The following is a 19044-nucleotide window of genomic DNA, read 5'->3' on the forward strand; positions in this document are numbered from 1 at the left end:
CGGCTGCACTTCGCTCTCATTGGCGTGGCGCGATGCCACCAGCACCATAGGGGGCATGTATGCCCCGTAGCAAGGTTGCCCCCCGTGTTGGTCCCATTGAGTGGACCCATGACACGGTTACGGGCGACACTGTGCGCAGACAGGGGAAGGGACTCATGCCGCCGAGGGACAACCCGACAGTCCGCCAGGCCCGACTTGGCGCCGAGCTTCGCAAGCTGCGCGAACGCGCAGGGAAGACCGCCCGACAGGCGGCCGGGATGATCTCGACCGACCAGGCGAAGATCAGCCACATCGAGGCCGGCCGGATCGGAGTCAGCGAAGAACGCATCCGCAAGCTCGCCGTCTTCTACGCCTGCGACGACCCGGCGCTCATCGAGGCCCTTTGCAGCATCGCGCGCGAGCACCGAGGCCAGTACTGGTGGGACGACTACCGCGGCATCCTTCCCCCCGGCTTCCTCGACATCGCCGAGCTTGAGCACCACGCCACCCGGCTTCGATGCCTGCAACCCGTCACGTTTCCCGGCATCCTCCAGACCGAGGACTACGCACAGGCCCTGTTCGCCAGCCTCATCCCACATCTCCCGGGCGACGAAGTGCGGGCCCGCGTCGAGCACCGCATGAAGCGGCGGGCAATCCTGGAGCACGACACCCCCACGCGATTCGAGGCGATCGTGCACGAGGCAGCGCTACGCATGCGCGTAGGCGGGCGAAAGGTGGCACGTGGCCAACTCGAGCACCTCCTATCCATGTCGGAGCGTCCTGACCTGATCCTCCAGGTCATCCCTTTCACGAACGAGGACTTCGTCGAGGTGACACAGACCGTGATGTACGCGAACGGCACCGTGCCTCAACTCGACACCGTGCACATCGACACCCCGTTCGGCGGTCGCTTCCTCGATGCGGCCACGGACCTCGACAGCTACCGAACGCTGCTCGACCTGGCCGAGCAGGCCGCACTCGGACCCGAAGAGTCGCGCAGCTTCATTCATCACATCGCAAGGGAACTGTGAGAGTCAGACATGAGCGAAATCAAGTGGAAGAAGTCGAGCTACTCCGGCGCCGGCGGCGAGCAGTGCCTCGAAACCGCCAGAGTCGCCGGTGAAATCCTGCTGCGGGAGAGCGACAGCCCCAACGTCATCGTGAGAACCACTCCGGAGAAGCTCGCCGCCTTCATCCTGGGCGTGAAGAACGGCGAGTTCGACGACCTCGTCTAACACCAGCCACGCACGACCGTGCCCCTCGCCCGACTGGGCGGGGGGCACTCGTATGCTCGGACATACATGCCCCGGGGCACACTTGCCACCCATCAATGAGTAGCGCTACCGTCGCCGTGCGTCGCAAACAGGGCAGCCGCGCCCAGATAGCGGGCAATGTTCCTGCGCCCTGAGACGGACTCCTCGAAGATCACCCCTGGCCATGCGCGTCTACGGCATGCCCACGGCGGCAACCGCGCTACCGAGACGGAAGGCAAGTCATGCGGATCACGGACCATGCGATCGGCACACACGGGGCAAGGTTGTCCGCCCCTTTGACCGCAGAGGCCCAGATCGAGCAGGGCTTCCTACTCGAGGTACTGAGGTACCCGTCGACCACCGCCAAGAGAGCGGAGCCCGCCGCAGCCCCCCGCGTCCTCCCCACCGCCCGGGAGGCCGTCCGGACCATCCGCGTGCAGATCCGCACGGCGCACGTCTTCGGCATGACCCCGCACGAGATCGAGCGGGCGCTCGCCTGGGCCGAGTGCGGCTGGATGCAGGCCATCGGCCTCCTGAAGGCCGGGCAGCCGTGCGGATTCACCGTCGTGCTCGGAAGCGGCGCGGTCGCCGAGTGGGCGGTGCGTCCCGTGCGGTGCCTCACGCTGTCGCCCCGCCCCCGTACGCGGGCCGCGCGGTAACCCGGCGGGACGGCACGGGCCACGTGAGGGGACGTCACCCGGGAGCCCCCGGCGGTGCCGCCGACGCGGCGGCCGACATCCGCCGCGACACCCTCCGCTCCTCGCGAGTGGCGGGGGCGCGGTCGGCGGCCACGGAGCGGACGCCCGCGCGGACTCGCCAACGGTTGACGGCGTTCGCCCTCGGTCCGGGGTTCCGGTAGCCCGGGACGACCACGGCCTCGGAGACGCCCGCGCCGCTCCCCACGAGCGTCCGGGACCAGCGCCGGTTCACCCACTCGCCCCAGGCCCAGAACGCGGCCCCGGCCACCGCCGGTACCGCCCTTCGTCGCATGCGGCGACTGTAGGACACGGCGGCACCGCGTGGGACGCGGGGCGGGGGCACCGGGCCCGGAGGGCGGGGCCGTCGAGGACGGAGGCAGAAGTACGGCCGATGAAGCCGGCCGGGGACGCGGTCACCGGGCGTTCGCCGACTCCCGCAGGGCCGTCAGTACGCGGGCGATCGCCGGGCTCGCCTCCGCGCCGCTGCGGACCGCCGCGAGCACGTGGCGGCGGGGTGGGTCCGGGGTGAGGGGGCGGACCACGGCGCCCCCGGTGCCGGCGGTCGCCGCCATGCGCGGGATCAGGGCCACGCCCATGCCCGCGCCCACCATCGCCAGGATCGCCGGCCAGCCCGCCGCCGAGTGGGCCCGGTCGGGCACGAAGCCGGCCGCCTCGCAGGCCGTCAGCGTGATCTCCGACCAGGGGCCGCTGCCGCCGAAGATCCAGGGCTCTTCCGCCAGGTCGGCGAGGCGGAGTTCCGGCGCGGCCGTGGCCGGGTGGTCCTGCGGAAGGGCCACGTCCAGGGGGTCCGCCAGCAGCGGTACGCGGGTGAAGCGCGGGTCCCGCGCGGTGGGCGCCCGGGCCGCCAGCGACAGGGCCACGTCCACGTCCCCGGCCGCCAGCAGCCCGTACGCCTCCGCGGCCTCGGCCTCGCGGACGCGCACCTCCAGGCCGGGCCGCGCCGCGCGCAGCGCCCGTACCGCGGGCACCACCAGCGCGGGCACCGCCGTGGAGAAGGCGCCGATCCGGACCGTGCCGGCGTCGCCCCGCGCGTGCGCGGCCAGTTCCGCGTCGGCCTGCTCCAGCTGCGCGAACACCGCCTCCGCGTGGCGCAGCACCAGGTGGGCGGCGTCGGTGAGGCGGACCCGGCGCCCGTGGGCCTCCAGCAGGGGCACGCCGAGCTGCCGGGCGAGACCGGACAGCTGCTGCGACACCGCGGAGGGCGTCATCGACAGGGCCTGCGCCGCGGCGGTCACCGTGCCGCGGTCGCGCAGCGTGCGCAGGACGCGGAGCTTCCTGATGTCCCACTCGGTCATGGCGGCAACCTACGCGGGCCCCGCGGCGGCCGCCTCACGCCCCCCGTGGCGTCTTCCGGACAGCTCGCGCGAACCGGTTGCCGGTGGTGTGCGGGGACCCTGAGACTCGGTAGGGCGCCGGCCGGGCACCCCCCGGCCCTCCGGCGCCTCCCCGTTGAGGGGCCCGGTCCGCCGCCTGACCACCGGCGGGCCGGGCCTTTCCCCTGCGGCGCTCCGCGGAGCCCAGGGCGACACCGCCGAGCACGAGGCCCATGGCCAGGAGACCGGCGGGCCGCACCTCCTCGCCGAGCAGGAGCAGGGCGAGCAGCGCCGCGCAGAGCGGCTGCAGGTAGTAGACGAGGCCCGCGCGGGCGGCGCCGACGAGCGCGACGGCCTTGTTCCAGGCGAAGAAGGCGACGGCGGACGACAGCACGCCCAGGTAGAGCAGCGGCCCGGCGGTCGACACGGTGACCGGGAACCCGCCGGAGAGGGCCACCCCGGCCGCGTACGGGGGGACCAGCATCAGGGTGCCGAGTGCGAAGGTGGTGAACAGCAGGGCGGGGCCGTCCAGTTCGCGCGGCCGGCGGCGCAGCATGGCGCTGTAGGAGGCGAAGCAGCCGGCTGCCGCGACGATCCACAGGTCCGAGGGGCCGGGGAGGCCGGCCGTGCCGGAGCCGGTGGCGAGGAGCAGCACGACTCCCCCGAAGGCGGTGAGCAGGCCCGCCGTGCGGCGCGGGCCGAGCCGGACGCCGCCGATCCGCTCGTACACCGCCATCAGGACGGGCGCGGCGGCCATGACGAGGCCCATGGTGGCGGCCGGGGTGGTCAGCCCGGCCTGGTGGACGAGGGTGTTGTACGCGGTGACGCCGAGGAACGAGGTGAGGGTGAGCCAGCCGAGGCGGCGGCGGACCACGTGCCGCTGCCGCCACGCCGCGCGGGCGCCGAACGGGGCGACGACGAGGAGCGCGACGGTCCAGCGCCAGAAGACGGCCTGGACGGGCGGCACGGTGTCCGCGAGCGCCCGGGTGGCGACGAAGCTGCCGGACCAGACGACGGTCGCGACGGCCGCCAGGAGGACCCCGGCGGCGGCCGCCCGGCCCGCTCCTCCCGCCGCCGGGGGCGCGGCGGGGGGCGCGGGCGGCGGGGCGGGGCTCGGCGCGGGCGGGCGCGGGGGCGCGGGGGGCGGGGCGGGGCTCGGCGCGGGCGGGCCCGGGGGCGCGGGGGTGGTGCCGGCCGGTCCACGGGGGTCACGGGGCCTGCCTCTCTCCCCGCTCGCGGAGGGAGGCGGGGTGCGTCGGGGTCTTGGGGACCTACCGTCGCACCGGCTGAACCGTAAGGTCCATCTCGTCTTTCCGATCGTTCTTTTCAGCATTCCTGAACGATCGCGGCTGGAGCTGCCCCGCCGCCGTGGCCCCGAAGGCGAGGAGCATGCCGAAGACCTGGACGGGGCCGAGGGCCTCGCCGAGCACCGCCCAGCCGATCACCGCGGCCGTGATGGGGGACAGCGGGCCGAGGAGGGTGACGGAGGTGGCGGTCAGGCGCTCGACGCCGCGGAACCAGAGCCAGTAGCTGACGGCGGTGTTGCCGAGCGCCAGGTAGGCGTAGCCGAGCACCGCGGGTCCGTCGAACGCGGGCGGGGCGCCCTCGATCAGGAAGGCGATGGGGGCGATGAACAGGCCGCCCGCGGTGAGCTGCCAGCCGGTCATCACCAGCGGGCCGACGCCCTCGGGGCGGCCCCAGCGCTTGGTGAGCACCGTGCCGGCCGACATGCAGGCGGCGGCCGCGACACCGGCCGCGACCCCGACCGCGTCCAGGGCCGCGTCGGAGCGCAGGACGACGAGGCTGACCCCGCAGGTCGCGGCGACCGCGGCGGCCAGCGCCCGCAGTGTGGGGCGCTCGGCCACCAGCAGGGCGGCCAGGCCGATCACGAAGACCGGGCCCACGGAGCCGACGACGGCGGCGACGCCGCCCGGCAGCCGGTAGGCGGCGAGGAACAGCAGCGGGAAGAAGGCGCCGATGTTGAGGGTGCCCAGCACCGCCGACCGCCACCACCAGTCCGCGCGGGGCAGGGTGCGGGTCGCGGCGAGCAGCATGAGTCCGGCGGGCAGGGCCCGCACCAGGCCGGTGAAGAGGGGGCGGTCGGGCGGGAGGAGCTCGGTGGTGACGGCGTAGGTCGTGCCCCAGGAGATCGGGGCCAGGGCGGTGACGGCGACGACGGCGGCGCGGCGGGACATGGAGACCCCTCGGCGGTCGGAAAGGCGGCAGGGAACTTACTTGGCACTAAGTAGCTTAGCGCTAAGCTACTTAGACGCAAGCTGCTATCCCGCCGCTTGCTTGCGAGCAAGGGGACTCCTCATGAGACTTCGCGGTATGAGCTCGACTCGCACCTCAGGAAACGCCCCGGTGAACAGTCCGGAAACCAGCCCGGGCCCCGGCCGCGACGCCGTGGACGCCATCACCGACCAGTGGGCCGTCGTCCGGCCCGACCTGGAGACGCTGCCCATGGCGGTGTTCGGCCGCATCTACCGGCTCACCCACACCGTGGGCGGCCGCATGGAGCAGGCCTACGCCCGGCACGGCATCTCACGCGGCGAGTTCGACGTGCTCGGGACGCTGCGCCGCTCCGGAGAGCCCTACACGCTCTCGCCGCGGGAGCTCTCGGCCACGCTGATGCTCACGACGGGCGGCATGACGGGCCGGCTGGACAAGCTGGAGCGGGCGGGACTGCTCAGCCGCAGCCCGGACCCGCACGACCGGCGCGGGCTGCGGGTGACGCTCAGCGAACGGGGCCTGGCGCTGGTCGACGAGGCCGTCGGCGCGGGGCTCGCCGTGCAGCGGGAGGCACTGGAGGCGGGCCTGGACCGGCAGGAGGCGGAGCAGCTCGCCGGGCTGCTGCGCAAGCTCCTCATCGCGACGGGGGCCTGAGCCGCCGCCCGGCCTGCATGCCGGATGTCGCGCTCAGCACGGGCGGGACGCGGGGGCGCGAGCCGGCTCCGGGACGCCTCCCCCGGCACACCGACCGGTACGGGCCGGTACGGGCCGGTACGGGCCGGTACGGGCCGGTACGGGCCGGTACGGGCCGGTACGGGCCGGTACGGGCCGGTACGGGTCACGGAAGGACGGACGACGCGTCGGGGCGGCCCCGGAGCGGCGCGCGGACGCAGCAGAGCGCCGCACGGCGGGGTGGGAACCCTGCCGTGCGGCGCCCTCGGAAGAGCGGGTGCGCCCGGTGTCAGGCCTGCTTCTTCGAGCGGTCCATGACCATCACGAGGCCGGCGATGACCACGAACAGGGCGATCGGGGCCACCACGAACAGGCCGAGCGTCTCCATGACGCTCAGGCCCGGGCCCGGGTCGTCGCCGTCGTCACGGGTCAGCGCGAGCGCCGGGGACGACATCAGCAGCATCATCAGCGTCGTACCGGTCGCGACGGCGCCGGCGCGCAGGGCGTTCTTCTTGTCCACGGAGCAAACGTAGCGAACGCCTAGACGCAGCGCGCGCCCGGGGGTGCCGTTGGCGGCTCCTCCCCGTCCGCGCCGCCCCGCAGCACCGCCATGAGCGCCCCCAGCCGGGGCGACGCGGCCAGGTCCTCCAGGGCGACCGGCCGCCCGTCGGCCCCGGCGACGGGCAGCCGCCAGTTCGGGTACTGGTCCCAGGTGCCCGGCAGGTTCTGCGGGCGCCGGTCCCCCACGGCGTCCGGCAGCCACACCCCGGTCATCCGCGCGGGTGTCCGCCGCAGGAAGCGGTAGACGGCCCGGATCTCCGCCTCCTCGTCCCGCGGGCCGCCGGCCGCGTCGAGCAGCCCGAGCTCCCGCAGGTACGCCAGCCACTCGCGGACGTCCCGCGCGTCCCGCTCGCGCTCCTCCTCCACCGGCCCGGTCAGCAGGCCGAGCCGGTGGCGCAGCTCCACGTGGTCGCCGCCGAGCCGGGCCGCCGTGGACGGCAGGTCGTGCGTGGTGGCCGTGGCGACGCAGTCCGCCCGCCACGCCTCGGGCGGCAGCGGGCGGCCCGTGCCCTCCCAGTCGCGCTCGAACCACAGCACCGACGTGCCGAACACCCCGCGGCGCGCCAGCACGTCCCGCACGCCGGGCTCGACCGTGCCGAGGTCCTCGCCGATCACGCAGGCCCCCGCCCGGTGCGCCTCCAGCGCGAGGACCGCGAGCATCGCGTCGGCGTCGTAGCGGACGTACGTGCCCTCCGTGGGCGGCAGCCCCGCGGGCACCCACCACAGCCGGAACAGGCCCATGACGTGGTCCACGCGCAGGGCGCCCGCGTGCCGCAGCAGCGCCCGCAGCAGCTCCCGGTACGGGGCGTAGCCGGAGGCGGCGAGCGCGTCCGGGCGCCACGGCGGCAGCCCCCAGTCCTGGCCGCGCGCGTTGAAGGCGTCGGGCGGGGCACCGACCGACATGCCCCGCGCGTAGGCCCCGGGCTGCGCCCAGGCGTCGGCACCGTCCGGGTGCACCCCGACCGCCAGGTCGTGGACGACGCCGACGGCCATGCCGGACCCGCGGGCGGCGCGCTGCGCGGCGGCGAGCTGCTCGTCGGTGAGCCAGGCCAGCCAGGTGTGGAAGGCGACCCGGTCGGCGAGGCCGGCGCGCGCCCGGGCGGTGGCGGCCGACCGCGGGTCGTCCAGGCCCGCGGGCCACTGGGCGCGGTCGGCGCCGTACCGCTCCACGAGCGCGCACCACACGGCGTGGTCCTCCAGCGCCTGCCCGCCCCCGGCGCGGAAGGCGTCGAAGGCGGCCTGGCGGCCGGGGCCGAGGGGGACGCGCCGGACGGTCTCCAGGGCCTGCCGCTTGAGCACCCACACCGCGTCGCGGTCGATCAGCTCGCCCTTGCGCAGCACGCCCTCGCGCAGCTCCGCGGCGCGGCCGGCGAGGGAGTCGAGCTCCGCGCGGTCGGCGCCGGCGGCGTACGCGTACTCGGGCACGTCCTCGACCCGCAGGTGCACGGGGTCGGGGAAGCGCCGCGACGAGGGCCGGTACGGGGACGGGTCGGTGGGCGTGCCGGGCACGGCCGCGTGCAGCGGATTGACCTGCACGAAGCCGCAGCCGTGGGCGCGGCCCGCCCAGTCCGCGAGCTCCCGCAGGTCGCCGAGGTCGCCCATGCCCCAGGAGCGGGCCGACAGCAGCGAGTAGAGCTGCACGAGCAGGCCGTGGCAGGAGGCCGGCGGAGCGGGCACCCGCGCCGGTGCGACGAGGAGCGTCGCGTCGGCGGTGCGGCCGTCGGGCGCGCGGGCGGTCAGCAGGTGGGCGCCGGGCGGCAGGCCCGCCCAGGGCACGGGGAGGTGAGGGTGCGGCCGTCCTCCAGGGTGATGTGCAGGACGGTGCCGGAGGGCAGGGCGGCGACCGGGCGGGGGCGGCGGCCGGCTCGTCGCCCTGCCGGACCACGACGGTGGGCGGCAGCAGCCGGCGGGCCGCGGCCTCCTCGGCGGCGGCCAGGGAGGCGCGGACTGCCGCCGGCGTGCCGGCGTCGACGTCCAGGGCCGCCAGGACGGCGACGACGGTGGTGTCGGGGACCGGGACGGTGACTCCCGGGGACGGGGAGTAGGCGGTGGCCACTCCGTGCAGCGCGGCGAGCCGGGCGAGCGTCATGCGGGCTCCTGATCCTGGTCTCCTGGTCCCCGGGTTCCGGGGCGGGGCTACGCGCGGGGGAACTCCGGACCGCCGGCCGTGCCCCGTGCGGTCGGCTCACTGGTCAGGGGCGCGGCGTCGGTCATCGGCGGTTCGCTGGTGAGGGGGGCGGCGTCGGCGAGGGGCGGCTCACTCGTGAGCGGCAGCGCCTCGGTGACGCGCGGTTCGGCGAGGCGGGCGGCCGGCTGGGCCGGGAGGGAGCGGCACGGCTGCGGCCTGCGGGGGTGGTCCTGGGCATCCTGCCGGCCGGGACGGGAAGGGGTGCGGGCCTGCCCCGACAGGACGCGGACCTGTTTGGAGAGGGCGGCGTGCAGCAGATGGGCGGAGGTGGCCATGGTGGTCTCCCTGTGCGGTGGGAAGGGCGGACCACAGCAGCCCTACCCAGCATGCGCCGGACCATCCGCACGACGTGGCGGTCCTCACACCGCCCGCCCCGCCCGGTGAGGTCCGCCGGCCGCCGCGCACCGGGCCGGTGAGCCGCCGCCGGAACCTGACCCGTGTGCAAATACGACACATCGACCACGCACATTGACACCTTCGGCGAGGGGGTGGTGGGCTCGAAACCCACCGGTACGAGCACCCGTACGGCCGGGGGTACGGCCTTCCGTACGTCCGACGGCAAAGCTACCCGCACAACCAGGCGGCACGAGGGGAGACGCGCGTGCAGTTCGGCCAGCTCCCGCAGTTCGGACGCGGCAGGCGGACGGTGACCGCGGTCGCGGTCGCGGTCATCGGCGGCCTTCTGGGCGGCGCGCCCGGCGCGTCGGCCGCTCCGGGCGACCCGTCGTCCCCGGCCAGCGCCACGCCCGAGCGGGACGCGGCGACGCCTCCCGCCGTGTGGCCGCGCCCGCAGTCGCTGCGCGGCACGGACGGGGCGGCGGTGGCCCTGGGCGACGCGGTGGCGGTGGCCGCCCCGGCGGACGCCGACCCGTATGCGGTGGCGGCGCTCGAAGAGGTGCTGCGCGCGGCGGGTGTGCGGCGGGTGGACCGGGGCGGACCGGACGCCGGGGGCGGGGACCGGTCGTGTGGATGGGCGGACCCGGCGCGCAGAGCGTACTGCGCGCCCTGCGCGTGCCCGAGCGCGGGGACCTGCCCTCCGGCGGCTACCGCCTCGCGACCGGCCGCCACGAGGGCCGGGACGTCGTCGCGCTGGACGGGGTGGGCCGGGACGGTCTCTTCCACGCCGTGCAGACGCTGCGTCAGCTCATCACGGCGGACCGGCAGGTGCCGGGCGTGGTGGTGCGCGACTGGCCAGGGACGGCGGTGCGCGGCCTGACGGAAGGTTTCTACGGCCGCCCGTGGAGCCATCAGCAGCGCCTGTCGCAGCTCGACTTCATGGGGCGGACGAAGCAGAACCGGTACCTGTACGCGCCCGGCGACGACCCGTACCGGCAGGCGCGGTGGCGGGAGCCGTACCCGGCGGCGCAGCGCGCGGAGTTCCGGGAGCTGGCGGAGCGCGCCCGGCGCAACCACGTCACGCTGGCCTGGGCGGTGGCGCCCGCGCAGGCGATGTGCCTGGCCTCGCCGGACGACGTGAAGGCGCTGAAGCGGAAGATCGACGCCATGTACGCGCTGGGCGTGCGGGCGTTCCAGGTGCAGTTCCACGACGCGAGCTACGACGAGTGGCACTGCGGGCGGGACGCGGAGGTCCACGGCCGCGGCCCGCGGGCGGCGGCGACGGCGCACGCCCGCGTGGCGAGCGAGCTGGCCCGCCACCTGGCCGCGCGCTACCCGGACGCGGAGCCGCTGTCGCTGATGCCGACCGAGTACTACCAGGACGGGGTGACGGACTACCGCACGGCGTTGGCGGACGAGCTGGACCCCGGGGTGCAGGTGGCGTGGACGGGGGTCGGCGTGGTGCCGCGCACCATCACGGGACGGGAACTGGCGGGAGCACGCACGGCGTTCCGACAGCACCCGCTGGTCACCATGGACAACTACCCCGTCAACGACTACGCGCAGGACCGCCTCTTCCTCGGGCCCTACACCGGGCGGGAGCCCGCCGTGGCGGCCGGCTCGGCGGCGCTGCTGGCCAACGCGATGGAGCAGGCGTCGGCGTCCCGCATCCCCGTGTTCACGGCGGCGGACTTCGCCTGGAACCCGCGGGGCTACCGGCCGCACGAGTCGTGGGAGGCGGCGCTCGACGACCTGGCGGGCGGCGATCCGCGGGCCCGCGCCGCGCTGGCCGCACTGGCCGGGAACGACGCGTCGTCGCTGCTGGACCAGACCGGCGAGTCCGCCTACCTGCGGCCGCTGCTGCGGGAGTTCTGGCGGTCCAGGACCACGGCCGGGGTGGCCCCCGAGGTCCGCGACCGGGCGGCCGCCCGGCTGCGCGCGGCGTTCACCGCGATGCGGGCCGCCCCCGGGCAGCTCACGGGACCCGCGGAGGGCCGCCTCGACGACGAGGTGCGGCCCTGGCTGGAGCAGCTGGCCCGGTACGGGCAGGCCGGGGAGACGGCCGTCGACATGCTGCAGGCGCAGGCGCGCGGCGACGGGCCGGCGGCGTGGCGGGCCCAGCTGGAGCTGGAGCCGCTGCGCGCGGCGCTCGCGGCGAGTCCCGCGACGGTCGGCAAGGGCGTGCTGGGCCCGTTCCTGGACCGGGCCGAGAAGCAGGCCGCGGCCTGGACGGGCACGTCGAGGGCGGCGGGCGAGGCGTACCGGTCGGGCGACGCCTACACCGTGGACCTGCGCCGGACGCGGTCGCTGGAGGCCGTCACCGCGCTGGCCGAGCCGGGTTCGGCGGCGGGCACCGTCGAGGTGCGCGTGCCGGGTGAGGGCTGGCGGGCACTGGGCGCGCTGTCGCCGTCGGGGTGGACCCAGGCCCCGGCCGGCGGGGTGCGGGCCGACGCGGTGCGGGTGCGCTGGCCGCAGGGCGCGGGGGCGGTGCCCGTGCGGGCTCTCGTGCCGTGGTTCGCGGACGAGCCGGAAGTGGGGCTGGAGCTGCGGCGCACCGAGGTGGACGCGGAGATCGGCGGGGCGCCGCTGCGGGTGGACGCGGTGGTGTCCGCGCAGCGCCCCGGCGCCGTGCGCGGGCGCTCGCGGCGCGTGCGCCGGAGGGCGTCGTGGTGGACGTGCCGAAGGACACGACCGTGCCCCGGGGCACGGCGGCGACGGTCCCGGTGACGGTCACCGTCCCCGAGGGGACGCGGCCCGGGGAGTACGCGGTGGCGCTGTCCTTCGGCGGGGAGCAGCGCACGCTGACCGTGCGGGCCTTCCCGCGGACGGGCGGCGGGGACCTGGCCCGTGCGGGCACGGCCTCGGCGTCGGGCCAGGAGACGGCCGACTTCCCGCCGTCCGCGGCGCTGGACGGCGACCGGGAGACCCGCTGGTCCTCCCCGCCGCAGGAGTCGGCCTGGTGGCAGGTGGAGCTGCCGGCGCCGGCGCGGGTCGGCCAGGTGGTGCTGCACTGGCAGGACGCGTACGCGACGCGCTACCGGGTGCAGGTGTCGGCGGACGGCCGGACGTGGCGCACGGCGGCGACCGTGCGTGACGGGCGGGGCGGCCGGGAGGCCGTGCGCATGGACGCGCCCGGCGCCCGCTTCGTCCGCCTCCAGCTGGACGCCCGGGCCACGGAGTACGGGTACTCGCTGTACGGCGTCGAGCTGTACGCGGTGGCTCCCTGATACGCGGCGGCTCCCTGGCAGGGGGCCGCTGACAGGGGGCCGCTGACGGTCGCCCCCGCGCGGGCCTCCCCGCCAGGGCGGGGAGGCACGGGTGCCGGGCGCACACCGAAGGGGGCCGCGCCCGGGTGCCCCTGGGGGCGGGCGCGGCCCTCGGGCTACGCGTAGGCCCGGGTCTCAGGCGGAAATGCCGTCGATCCGGGCCAGGGCGTCGTCCGCGCCGTACGGCTGCAGGTAGGGCAGCCAGCGCGGGTCCCTATGGCCCGTGCCGATGATCCGCCACGCGAGACCGGTGGGCGGCGCGGGCGGCTGGTGGAGCCGCCAGCCCAGTTCGCGCAGGTGCCGGTCGGCCTTGACGTGGTTGCAGCGGCGGCAGGCGGCCACCACGTTCTCCCAGGTGTGCTTGCCCCCGCGGCTGCGCGGGATGACGTGGTCGACGCTGGTTGCGACGCCACCGCAGTACATGCAGCGCCCGCCGTCGCGGGCGAAGAGGGCCTTGCGGGTCAGCGGGACGGGCCCCCGGTACGGGACCCGCACGAACCTCTTCAGCCGCACGACACTGGGTGCGGCCATCACTCGGGTTGCGCTGTGCAGGAAGGCGCCGGACTCCTCAAGGCACACGGCCTTGTTCTCCAGGACGAGCACGAGCGCGCGGCGGAGCGGTACGACGCCGAGCGGCTCGTACGACGCGTTGAGGACCAGGACGTGCGGCACGGATGCCTCCTTGTACGCCGGCGGCGCGTGGCTCGCGCCGGGACGATCTGCTCTCAGTCTCTCCTCATGCCTGGTCGAAGCGCCACCACGTACCGGCAACGGGCACGGAGTGTTTTCGACCACACCGGGAGTCATCCCCGGGTGCGACGAAGCTCTCCCTCGAACATGGCGGCGAACCCCCTGCCCCGGGCCGTTAAATTGTTGTGACCCGCTCGTGATCCCAGGAGGTTCCGCGTGTTCGCATCGGCCACGCCTTCCGCCGACCCCTCTCCCCCGCCCGCCGGCTCGCTGGACGAGGCGGCGCGGCAGGCCACCGAGGCCGCGGGCTGGGTGGAGGAGAACTGGTCCACCTGGGTCAACACCAGCCTGCGGATCGTCGTGATCCTGGCCGTCGCGCTGGCCCTGCGGTTCCTGGTCCGCCGGGCGCTGACCAAGCTGATCGACCGCATGAACCGCGGCGTCCAGGCCGTGGAGGGCACGGCGCTGGGCGGCCTGCTCGTGAACGCCGAGCGCCGCCGGCAGCGGTCGGAGGCCATCGGCTCGGTGCTCCGCTCGGTCGCCTCGTTCCTGATCATGGGCACGGCCGGGCTGATGATCCTCGGCGCCTTCAAGATCGACCTCGCGCCGTTGCTGGCGTCGGCGGGCGTCGCCGGCGTCGCGATCGGCTTCGGCGCCCGGAACCTGGTGACGGACTTCCTGTCCGGCGTCTTCATGATCCTGGAGGACCAGTACGGCGTCGGGGACTCGGTCGACGCGGGCGTGGCGTCCGGCGAGGTGATCGAGGTCGGGCTGCGCGTGACGAAGCTGCGCGGGGTGGACGGCGAGATCTGGTACGTGCGCAACGGCGAGATCAAGCGCATAGGGAACCTCAGCCAGGGCTGGGCGACCGCGACCGTCGACGTGACGGTCCGGCCGACCGAGGACCTGGAGCATCTGCGCAAGCTCGTCGGCGACGCCGCCGCGACCCTGGCGGAGGACGAGCCGTGGAACGAGCGGCTGTGGGGGCCCGTCGAGGTGCTCGGGCTGACCGAGGTGCTGCTCGACTCGATGACCCTGCGGGTGTCGGCCAAGACCATGCCGGGCAAGGCCCTGGGCGTGGAGCGCGAGCTGCGCTGGCGGATCAAGCGGGCCTTCGACGCGGCGGGCGTGCGGATCGTGGGCGGGCCGCCGCAGCCCGGCGACGGGGCGTCCGCCGCCGACCCCGCGGCCGGGGTCGCCGCCCCGTCCGCGTTCGCCTCCCCGGTGTCCCCGCAGTCCCTCGCGACGAACCCGATACCGCTCCAGTCGGGCCCGAACCTGTCCAAGCACTGACGCCCACTGGTCTACACCTGTCTTCTGCTGGTTACGTATCCCCGTACGCGTCACGTGACGGAAGGGGTACGGCACATGAAGCTCGTCGTCGTCGGGGGCGGGTCGACGTACACACCGGAGCTGGTCGACGGGTTCGCGCGGCTGCGGGACGTGCTGCCCGTGGCGGAGCTGGTGCTGGTCGACCCGGCCGCCGAGCGGCTGGAGCCGGTGGGCGGGCTGGCCCGGCGGATCCTCGCCCGGCAGGGCCACCCCGGGAAGGTCACCTGGACCGCGGACCTGGACGCGGCCGCCGAGGGCGCCGACGCCGTGCTGCTCCAGCTCCGCGTCGGCGGGCAGGCGGCCCGGCAGCAGGACGAGACCTGGCCGCTGGAGTGCGGCTGCGTCGGGCAGGAGACCACCGGCGCGGGCGGGCTCGCCAAGGCGCTGCGGACGGTGCCGGTCGTGCTGGACATCGCGGAGCGGGTGCGCCGGGCCTCCCCCGGCGCCTGGATCGTCGACTTCACCAACCCCGTCGGCATCGTCACCCGCGCCCTGCTCGACGAGGGGCACCGCGCGGTCGGGCTGTGCAACGTCGCCATCGGCTTCCAGCGGAAGTTCGCCCGGCTGCTGGGCCTGCCCCCCGAGGACCTGCACCTGGAGCACGTGGGCCTGAACCACCTCACCTGGGAGCTGGGCCTGCGGCTCGGCGGGCCCGGCGGGGAGGACCTGCTGCCGAAGCTGCTCGCCGGGCACGGCGACGCCGTCGCGGCCGACCTGCGGCTGCCGCGCCCGCTGCTCGACCGGCTCGGCGCCGTCCCCTCCTACTACCTGCGCTACTTCTACGCCCACGACGAGGTGGTGGCGGAGCTGCGCACGAAGCCGTCGCGGGCCGCCGAGGTCGCGGCCATGGAGCGGCAGCTGCTGGAGATGTACCGCGACCCGGCGCTGGACGAGAAGCCGGGGCTGCTGGCGCAGCGGGGCGGCGCCTTCTACTCGGAGGCGGCCGTCGCCCTCGCCGCCTCCCTGCTCGGCGGCCGCCCGGCGGTGCAGGTGGTGAACGTGCGCAACGGCGGCACGCTGCCGTTCCTGCCGGACGACGCGGTGGTGGAGGTGCAGGCCGCGGTGGACGCGGACGGCGCCCGCCCGCTGCCGGTGCGCGAGGTGGACCCGCTGTACGCGGGGCTGATCACGCACGTCGCCGCCTACGAGCGGCTGGCGCTCGACGCGGCCCTGCGGGGCGGCCGCGAGCGGGTGTTCCGGGCGCTGCTGGCCCACCCGCTCATCGGCCAGTACGGGTACGCGGACACGCTCACCGACACGCTCATCGCGCACAACCGGGAGCACCTGGCATGGGCGTGAGACGCGTGCTGGCGGTGGACGCCGGCAACAGCAAGACGGACGTCGCCGTCGTGTCCGCCGACGACGGCACCGTCCTCGGCACCGCGCGCGGCGGCGGTTTCCGGCCGCCTGCGGTGGGGGTGGCGGCCGCCGTCGACGTGCTGGCCGGAGCCGTGGCGGAGGCCCTGCGGGCGGCCGGGCTGGACGGTGCGGCGCGGCACGGGCCCGCCGGCCGGATCGCGCACGTCTCCGCGTGCCTCGCCAACGCGGACCTGCCGGTAGAGGAGGAGCGGCTTGCGAGGGAGCTGGAGGCGCGCGGCTGGGGCGCGTCGACGGCCGTGCGCAACGACACCTTCGCGGTGCTGCGCGCCGGGGCGGACGAGCCGCGGGGGTCGCCGTGGTGTGCGGGGCGGGCATCAACTGCGCGGGGCTGCTGCCGGACGGGCGGACGGCGCGGTTCCCGGCGCTCGGCCGGATCTCGGGTGACTGGGGCGGCGGCGCCGGCCTGGCGGAGGAGGCGCTGTGGCACGCGGCGCGCGCCGAGGACGGGCGCGGCGAGCCGACGGAGCTGGCCCGCGCGCTGCCCGCGCACTTCGGGCTCGGCTCGATGGCCGCGCTGATCGAGGCACTGCACCGGGGGCGGATCCCGGACGGAAGGCGGCTCGAACTCGCGCCGGTGCTGTTCGCGGTCGCGGCGGGCGGGGACCCGGTGGCGGCGTCCCTCGTGGAGCGGCTGGCCCGGGAGGTCGTGGCCATGGCCGTGGTCGCACTGGACCGGCTGGACCTGCGGGACGCGCGGGTGCCGGTGCTGCTGGGCGGCGGCGTCCTGGCGGCCGCCACCCGGGGCTGGTCGACCGGATCGCCGCGCTGCTCCGGGAGGCGGCGCCGCGGGCGGTCCCCCGCGTCGTGACGGCGCCCCCGTGCTGGGGGCGGCGCTGCTGGGGCTGGACCACGTGGGCGCCCCGCCGTCGGCCGCGGCGGCCCTGCGCGAGCAGTACGGCGAACAGCGGTAGGGGCTGGGCGGGGACCGGCGGTGGGTGGCTGTCAGCCGGTGCGGCGAGCGGTGCGGCGGGCGGCAGCCGGTGCGGCGGGCGGTGGGTGGCTGGCAGCCGGTGCCTCCGCGCCGGGCGGTGATCGGCAGCCGGTGCCTCCGCGCCCGGGCGGTGGCCGGCACTCCCGGTGCGGGCGGCGGTGGCCGACACAGTCCCAGCGCGGGCCGACACGCAGCGCCGAGCGGTGGCCGACACGGTCCCGGTACAGGCCGACACGCAGCGCCGAACGGTGGCCGACACGGTCCCGGTACAGGCCGACACGCAGCGCCGAACGGTGGCCGACACGGTCCCGGTACAGGCCGACACGCAGCGCCGAACGGTGGCCGACACGGTCCCGGTACAGGCCGACACGCAGCGCCGAACGGTGGCCGGCACGGTCCCGGTACGGGCCGACACGCAGCGCCGAGCGGTGGCCGACACGGTCCCGGTACGGGCCGATACGTACAAGATCCCGGGAAGTCCGGTGTCAACGCCCGGTCCTGCGGCCATACTGCTGGGCGGGCAGCCGCCTCCGGCAACCGCCGGGGCGGCCGACGTCGGCGACCGAGGGGGAGGTCACGTGGCACAGCCGCCGTTCCTCCGCCCACGGGCCGCGGCCGCTCCCGCGGGCCCCGGGGCCGTCCGCGTCGCGCCGGCCGCACCCGCCCGCCGGGGCTCGGGCAGGGCCCCCGCGCGGTGCCGCGATTCGCTCATGGTGCTGAACGGCGCCCGGATCGGTCCCCTCGGGGCCCGGGCGGACGGGAACCTTCCTCCTGTGGCACGGAACGCGGACCGACCGGGCACGGCAGGAGCGGCACATGCGACAGGAGGGGCGAGCGGCGCGGGGCCGGGCGTCGACGAGCAGCAGTTCCACGAGAGCGAGGGGTGATCGATGGGCGCCACGGGGCTCCCCGGGTCGGTGATGGACCGGGACCAGGTGGACCGCGCGCTGGCGCGGCTCGGCGCGGAGCACCAGGCGGTCGAGGACTCCCTGCTCGCCTTGCAGGACCACGCCGGCCGCCGGCTGCTGGAGGGCGCGGAGCTGACCGGGACGACGAAGGAGCGCTGGGCGGCGACCGAGCGGACGGTGACCCGGCTGTGGACGTACTTCGACGCGTACACGGCGGCGCTGCACGAGCTGCGGGAGGTGCGGGCGCGGCGGCACTGGCCGGAACCGGACGAGCTGGCCGAGCTGACCGAGCGGCTGGCCGGCGCGAGCGTGGAGGTCGCGCACGGCGGGGGCGAGCCGGTCGAGCGGTTCACGCTGGAGCGGTTGGTGGAGCGGATGAACGAGCTCTACGCCCGCTCCCTGGACGTGGTGGTGACCGCGGAGGCGGTGTGGTCGGCGCTGCCCGCCCGCATAGACCTGCTGGCGGCCGAGCTGCACCGGACGCGTGCACTGGCCCGTTCGGTGGGCGTACGCCCCGGGGAGCACCCGGCGGGGGACGACCTGGAGGCGATCACGGAGGAGCTCGCCGCGCTGCGCGCGCAGGTGGTGAGCGACCCGCTGGCGTTCTGGCGCCCCGCGGAGGGCAGTTCGGCGCCCGGCGGAGGGCGGCCCGACACGGAGCGGTACGACGCGGCGGCGCGGGCGCTGGAGGACGTGCGGCGGGAGATCGAGGCGGTGCTCCAGGTGCGGCAGGACTCGGAGTCCCGGCTGCTGCGCCTGCGCGACCTGCTGTCCCGGGCCGACCGCACCCTGGCGGAGGCGCGGACGGCGCGCGGCGAGGTGCTGGCGAAGATCGCGGCGTCCGAGGTCCCGGCGGTCAGCGGACCGCCGACCGCACTGCAGGAACGTCTCGCGACCGCCGCCGAGCACCGGCGCCACGCCCGGTGGCACCGCCTGTCCCCGCTGCTGGAGGCGCTGGAGCGGGAGGCGGAGGAGGAACTGCTGCGGGCCCGCGAGTCGTTGACGGCGGTGACGGCCCCGCTGGCGATCCGCGCCGAGCTGCGGGGGCGCCTGGACGCGTACCGGGCACGGCTGGCGCGGCACGGGCTGGCGGAGGACGCGCTGGTCGCCGAGCGGTACGACGCGGCGCGGCGGATGCTGTGGAGCGCCCCTGCGACCTGCGGGCCGCGGAGCAGGCGGTGCTGCGCTACCAGCAGGCGGCGGCGGAGCTGCTCTCGGGCGGGGGTGGGGCCGGGGGCCGCGGATGAGGCCCCCGGCAGCGGACGGCACACGGGTGGGCGGTAC

At 76.0% G+C, this 19044-nt stretch carries 13 protein-coding genes and 4 pseudogenes; 9 read left to right on the forward strand and 8 right to left on the reverse strand.

Annotated elements, in window-relative coordinates; all coding sequences use genetic code 11:
• Positions 1-155: 155 nt before the first annotated feature.
• From L6E17_RS11785 to L6E17_RS11795, 3 genes are all read left to right on the forward strand, one after another.
• On the forward strand, positions 156-1010 hold the full coding sequence (locus tag L6E17_RS11785; protein ID WP_236240711.1) for a helix-turn-helix transcriptional regulator: 855 nt from the start codon (positions 156-158) through the stop codon (positions 1008-1010).
• A gap of 9 nt (positions 1011-1019) precedes the next feature.
• On the forward strand, positions 1020-1214 hold the full coding sequence (locus tag L6E17_RS11790) for a DUF397 domain-containing protein (RefSeq protein ID WP_236240712.1): 195 nt from the start codon (positions 1020-1022) through the stop codon (positions 1212-1214).
• 314 nt (positions 1215-1528) lie between these two features.
• Positions 1529-1891, forward strand: a complete 363-nt coding sequence (locus L6E17_RS11795) for a hypothetical protein (RefSeq protein ID WP_236240713.1) — start codon at positions 1529-1531, stop codon at positions 1889-1891.
• Positions 1892-1925: 34 nt separating this feature from the next.
• Here the strand turns inward: L6E17_RS11795 and L6E17_RS11800 are convergent, their stop codons facing one another.
• The 4 genes and pseudogenes from L6E17_RS11800 to L6E17_RS11815 form a co-directional block, all read right to left on the reverse strand.
• A complete protein-coding gene (locus tag L6E17_RS11800; protein WP_308315868.1) occupies positions 1926-2222 on the reverse strand; it encodes a hypothetical protein in 297 nt (98 codons plus the stop codon).
• 121 nt (positions 2223-2343) lie between these two features.
• The gene (locus tag L6E17_RS11805; protein ID WP_236240714.1) at positions 2344-3246 is read right to left on the reverse strand and encodes a LysR family transcriptional regulator; all 903 of its coding nucleotides are present in this window, start codon (positions 3244-3246) and stop codon (positions 2344-2346) included.
• Positions 3247-3451: 205 nt separating this feature from the next.
• A pseudogene (locus L6E17_RS11810) lies at positions 3452-4297 on the reverse strand (DMT family transporter); the annotation flags it as partial.
• A 238-nt stretch (positions 4298-4535) separates the two neighbouring features.
• Positions 4536-5459: an EamA family transporter gene (locus L6E17_RS11815; RefSeq protein ID WP_236240715.1), complete on the reverse strand. Its 924-nt coding sequence runs from the start codon at positions 5457-5459 to the stop codon at positions 4536-4538.
• 136 nt (positions 5460-5595) lie between these two features.
• Between L6E17_RS11815 and L6E17_RS11820 the strand changes: the two genes are divergently transcribed.
• Positions 5596-6150, forward strand: coding sequence for a MarR family winged helix-turn-helix transcriptional regulator (locus tag L6E17_RS11820; RefSeq protein WP_374109040.1), 555 nt, complete (start codon positions 5596-5598; stop codon positions 6148-6150).
• Between the two features lie 307 nt (positions 6151-6457).
• Here the strand turns inward: L6E17_RS11820 and L6E17_RS11825 are convergent, their stop codons facing one another.
• The 3 genes from L6E17_RS11825 to L6E17_RS11835 form a co-directional block, all read right to left on the reverse strand.
• Complete coding sequence (locus L6E17_RS11825) at positions 6458-6688, reverse strand: hypothetical protein (protein WP_236240716.1); 231 nt, start codon at positions 6686-6688, stop codon at positions 6458-6460.
• 20 nt (positions 6689-6708) lie between these two features.
• Positions 6709-8505 (reverse strand): 4-alpha-glucanotransferase, encoded by a 1797-nt coding sequence (gene malQ / locus L6E17_RS11830; RefSeq protein WP_374109041.1) that lies wholly within the window; start codon positions 8503-8505, stop codon positions 6709-6711.
• Positions 8506-8865: 360 nt separating this feature from the next.
• Positions 8866-9192 carry a hypothetical protein gene (locus tag L6E17_RS11835; protein WP_236240717.1) on the reverse strand — a complete coding sequence of 109 codons (327 nt, stop codon included), beginning with the start codon at positions 9190-9192 and terminating at the stop codon, positions 8866-8868.
• A 326-nt stretch (positions 9193-9518) separates the two neighbouring features.
• Here L6E17_RS11835 and L6E17_RS11840 point away from each other — a divergent pair.
• Positions 9519-12480 (forward strand): annotated as a pseudogene (locus tag L6E17_RS11840) (beta-N-acetylglucosaminidase domain-containing protein).
• 174 nt (positions 12481-12654) lie between these two features.
• Here L6E17_RS11840 and L6E17_RS11845 read toward each other — a convergent pair.
• Entirely contained in the window at positions 12655-13191 is a 537-nt protein-coding gene (locus tag L6E17_RS11845) for an HNH endonuclease (protein ID WP_236240718.1), read from the reverse strand.
• Between the two features lie 234 nt (positions 13192-13425).
• Between L6E17_RS11845 and L6E17_RS11850 the strand changes: the two genes are divergently transcribed.
• The 4 genes and pseudogenes from L6E17_RS11850 to L6E17_RS11865 all read left to right on the forward strand — a co-directional run bounded on the left by L6E17_RS11850 (position 13426) and on the right by L6E17_RS11865 (position 19007).
• On the forward strand, positions 13426-14502 hold the full coding sequence (locus tag L6E17_RS11850; protein ID WP_236240719.1) for a mechanosensitive ion channel family protein: 1077 nt from the start codon (positions 13426-13428) through the stop codon (positions 14500-14502).
• Between the two features lie 75 nt (positions 14503-14577).
• Positions 14578-15840, forward strand: a complete 1263-nt coding sequence (locus L6E17_RS11855) for a 6-phospho-beta-glucosidase (RefSeq protein ID WP_236240720.1) — start codon at positions 14578-14580, stop codon at positions 15838-15840.
• A pseudogene (locus L6E17_RS11860) lies at positions 15831-16832 on the forward strand (N-acetylglucosamine kinase). The gene L6E17_RS11855 and the pseudogene L6E17_RS11860 overlap by 10 nt, the downstream one beginning before the upstream one ends.
• 910 nt (positions 16833-17742) lie before the next feature.
• A pseudogene (locus tag L6E17_RS11865) lies at positions 17743-19007 on the forward strand (hypothetical protein).
• Positions 19008-19044: the final 37 nt, after the last annotated feature.

The organism is Streptomyces sp. CC228A (assembly GCF_021390935.1).
Classification (GTDB): Bacteria; Actinomycetota; Actinomycetes; order Streptomycetales; family Streptomycetaceae; genus Streptomyces.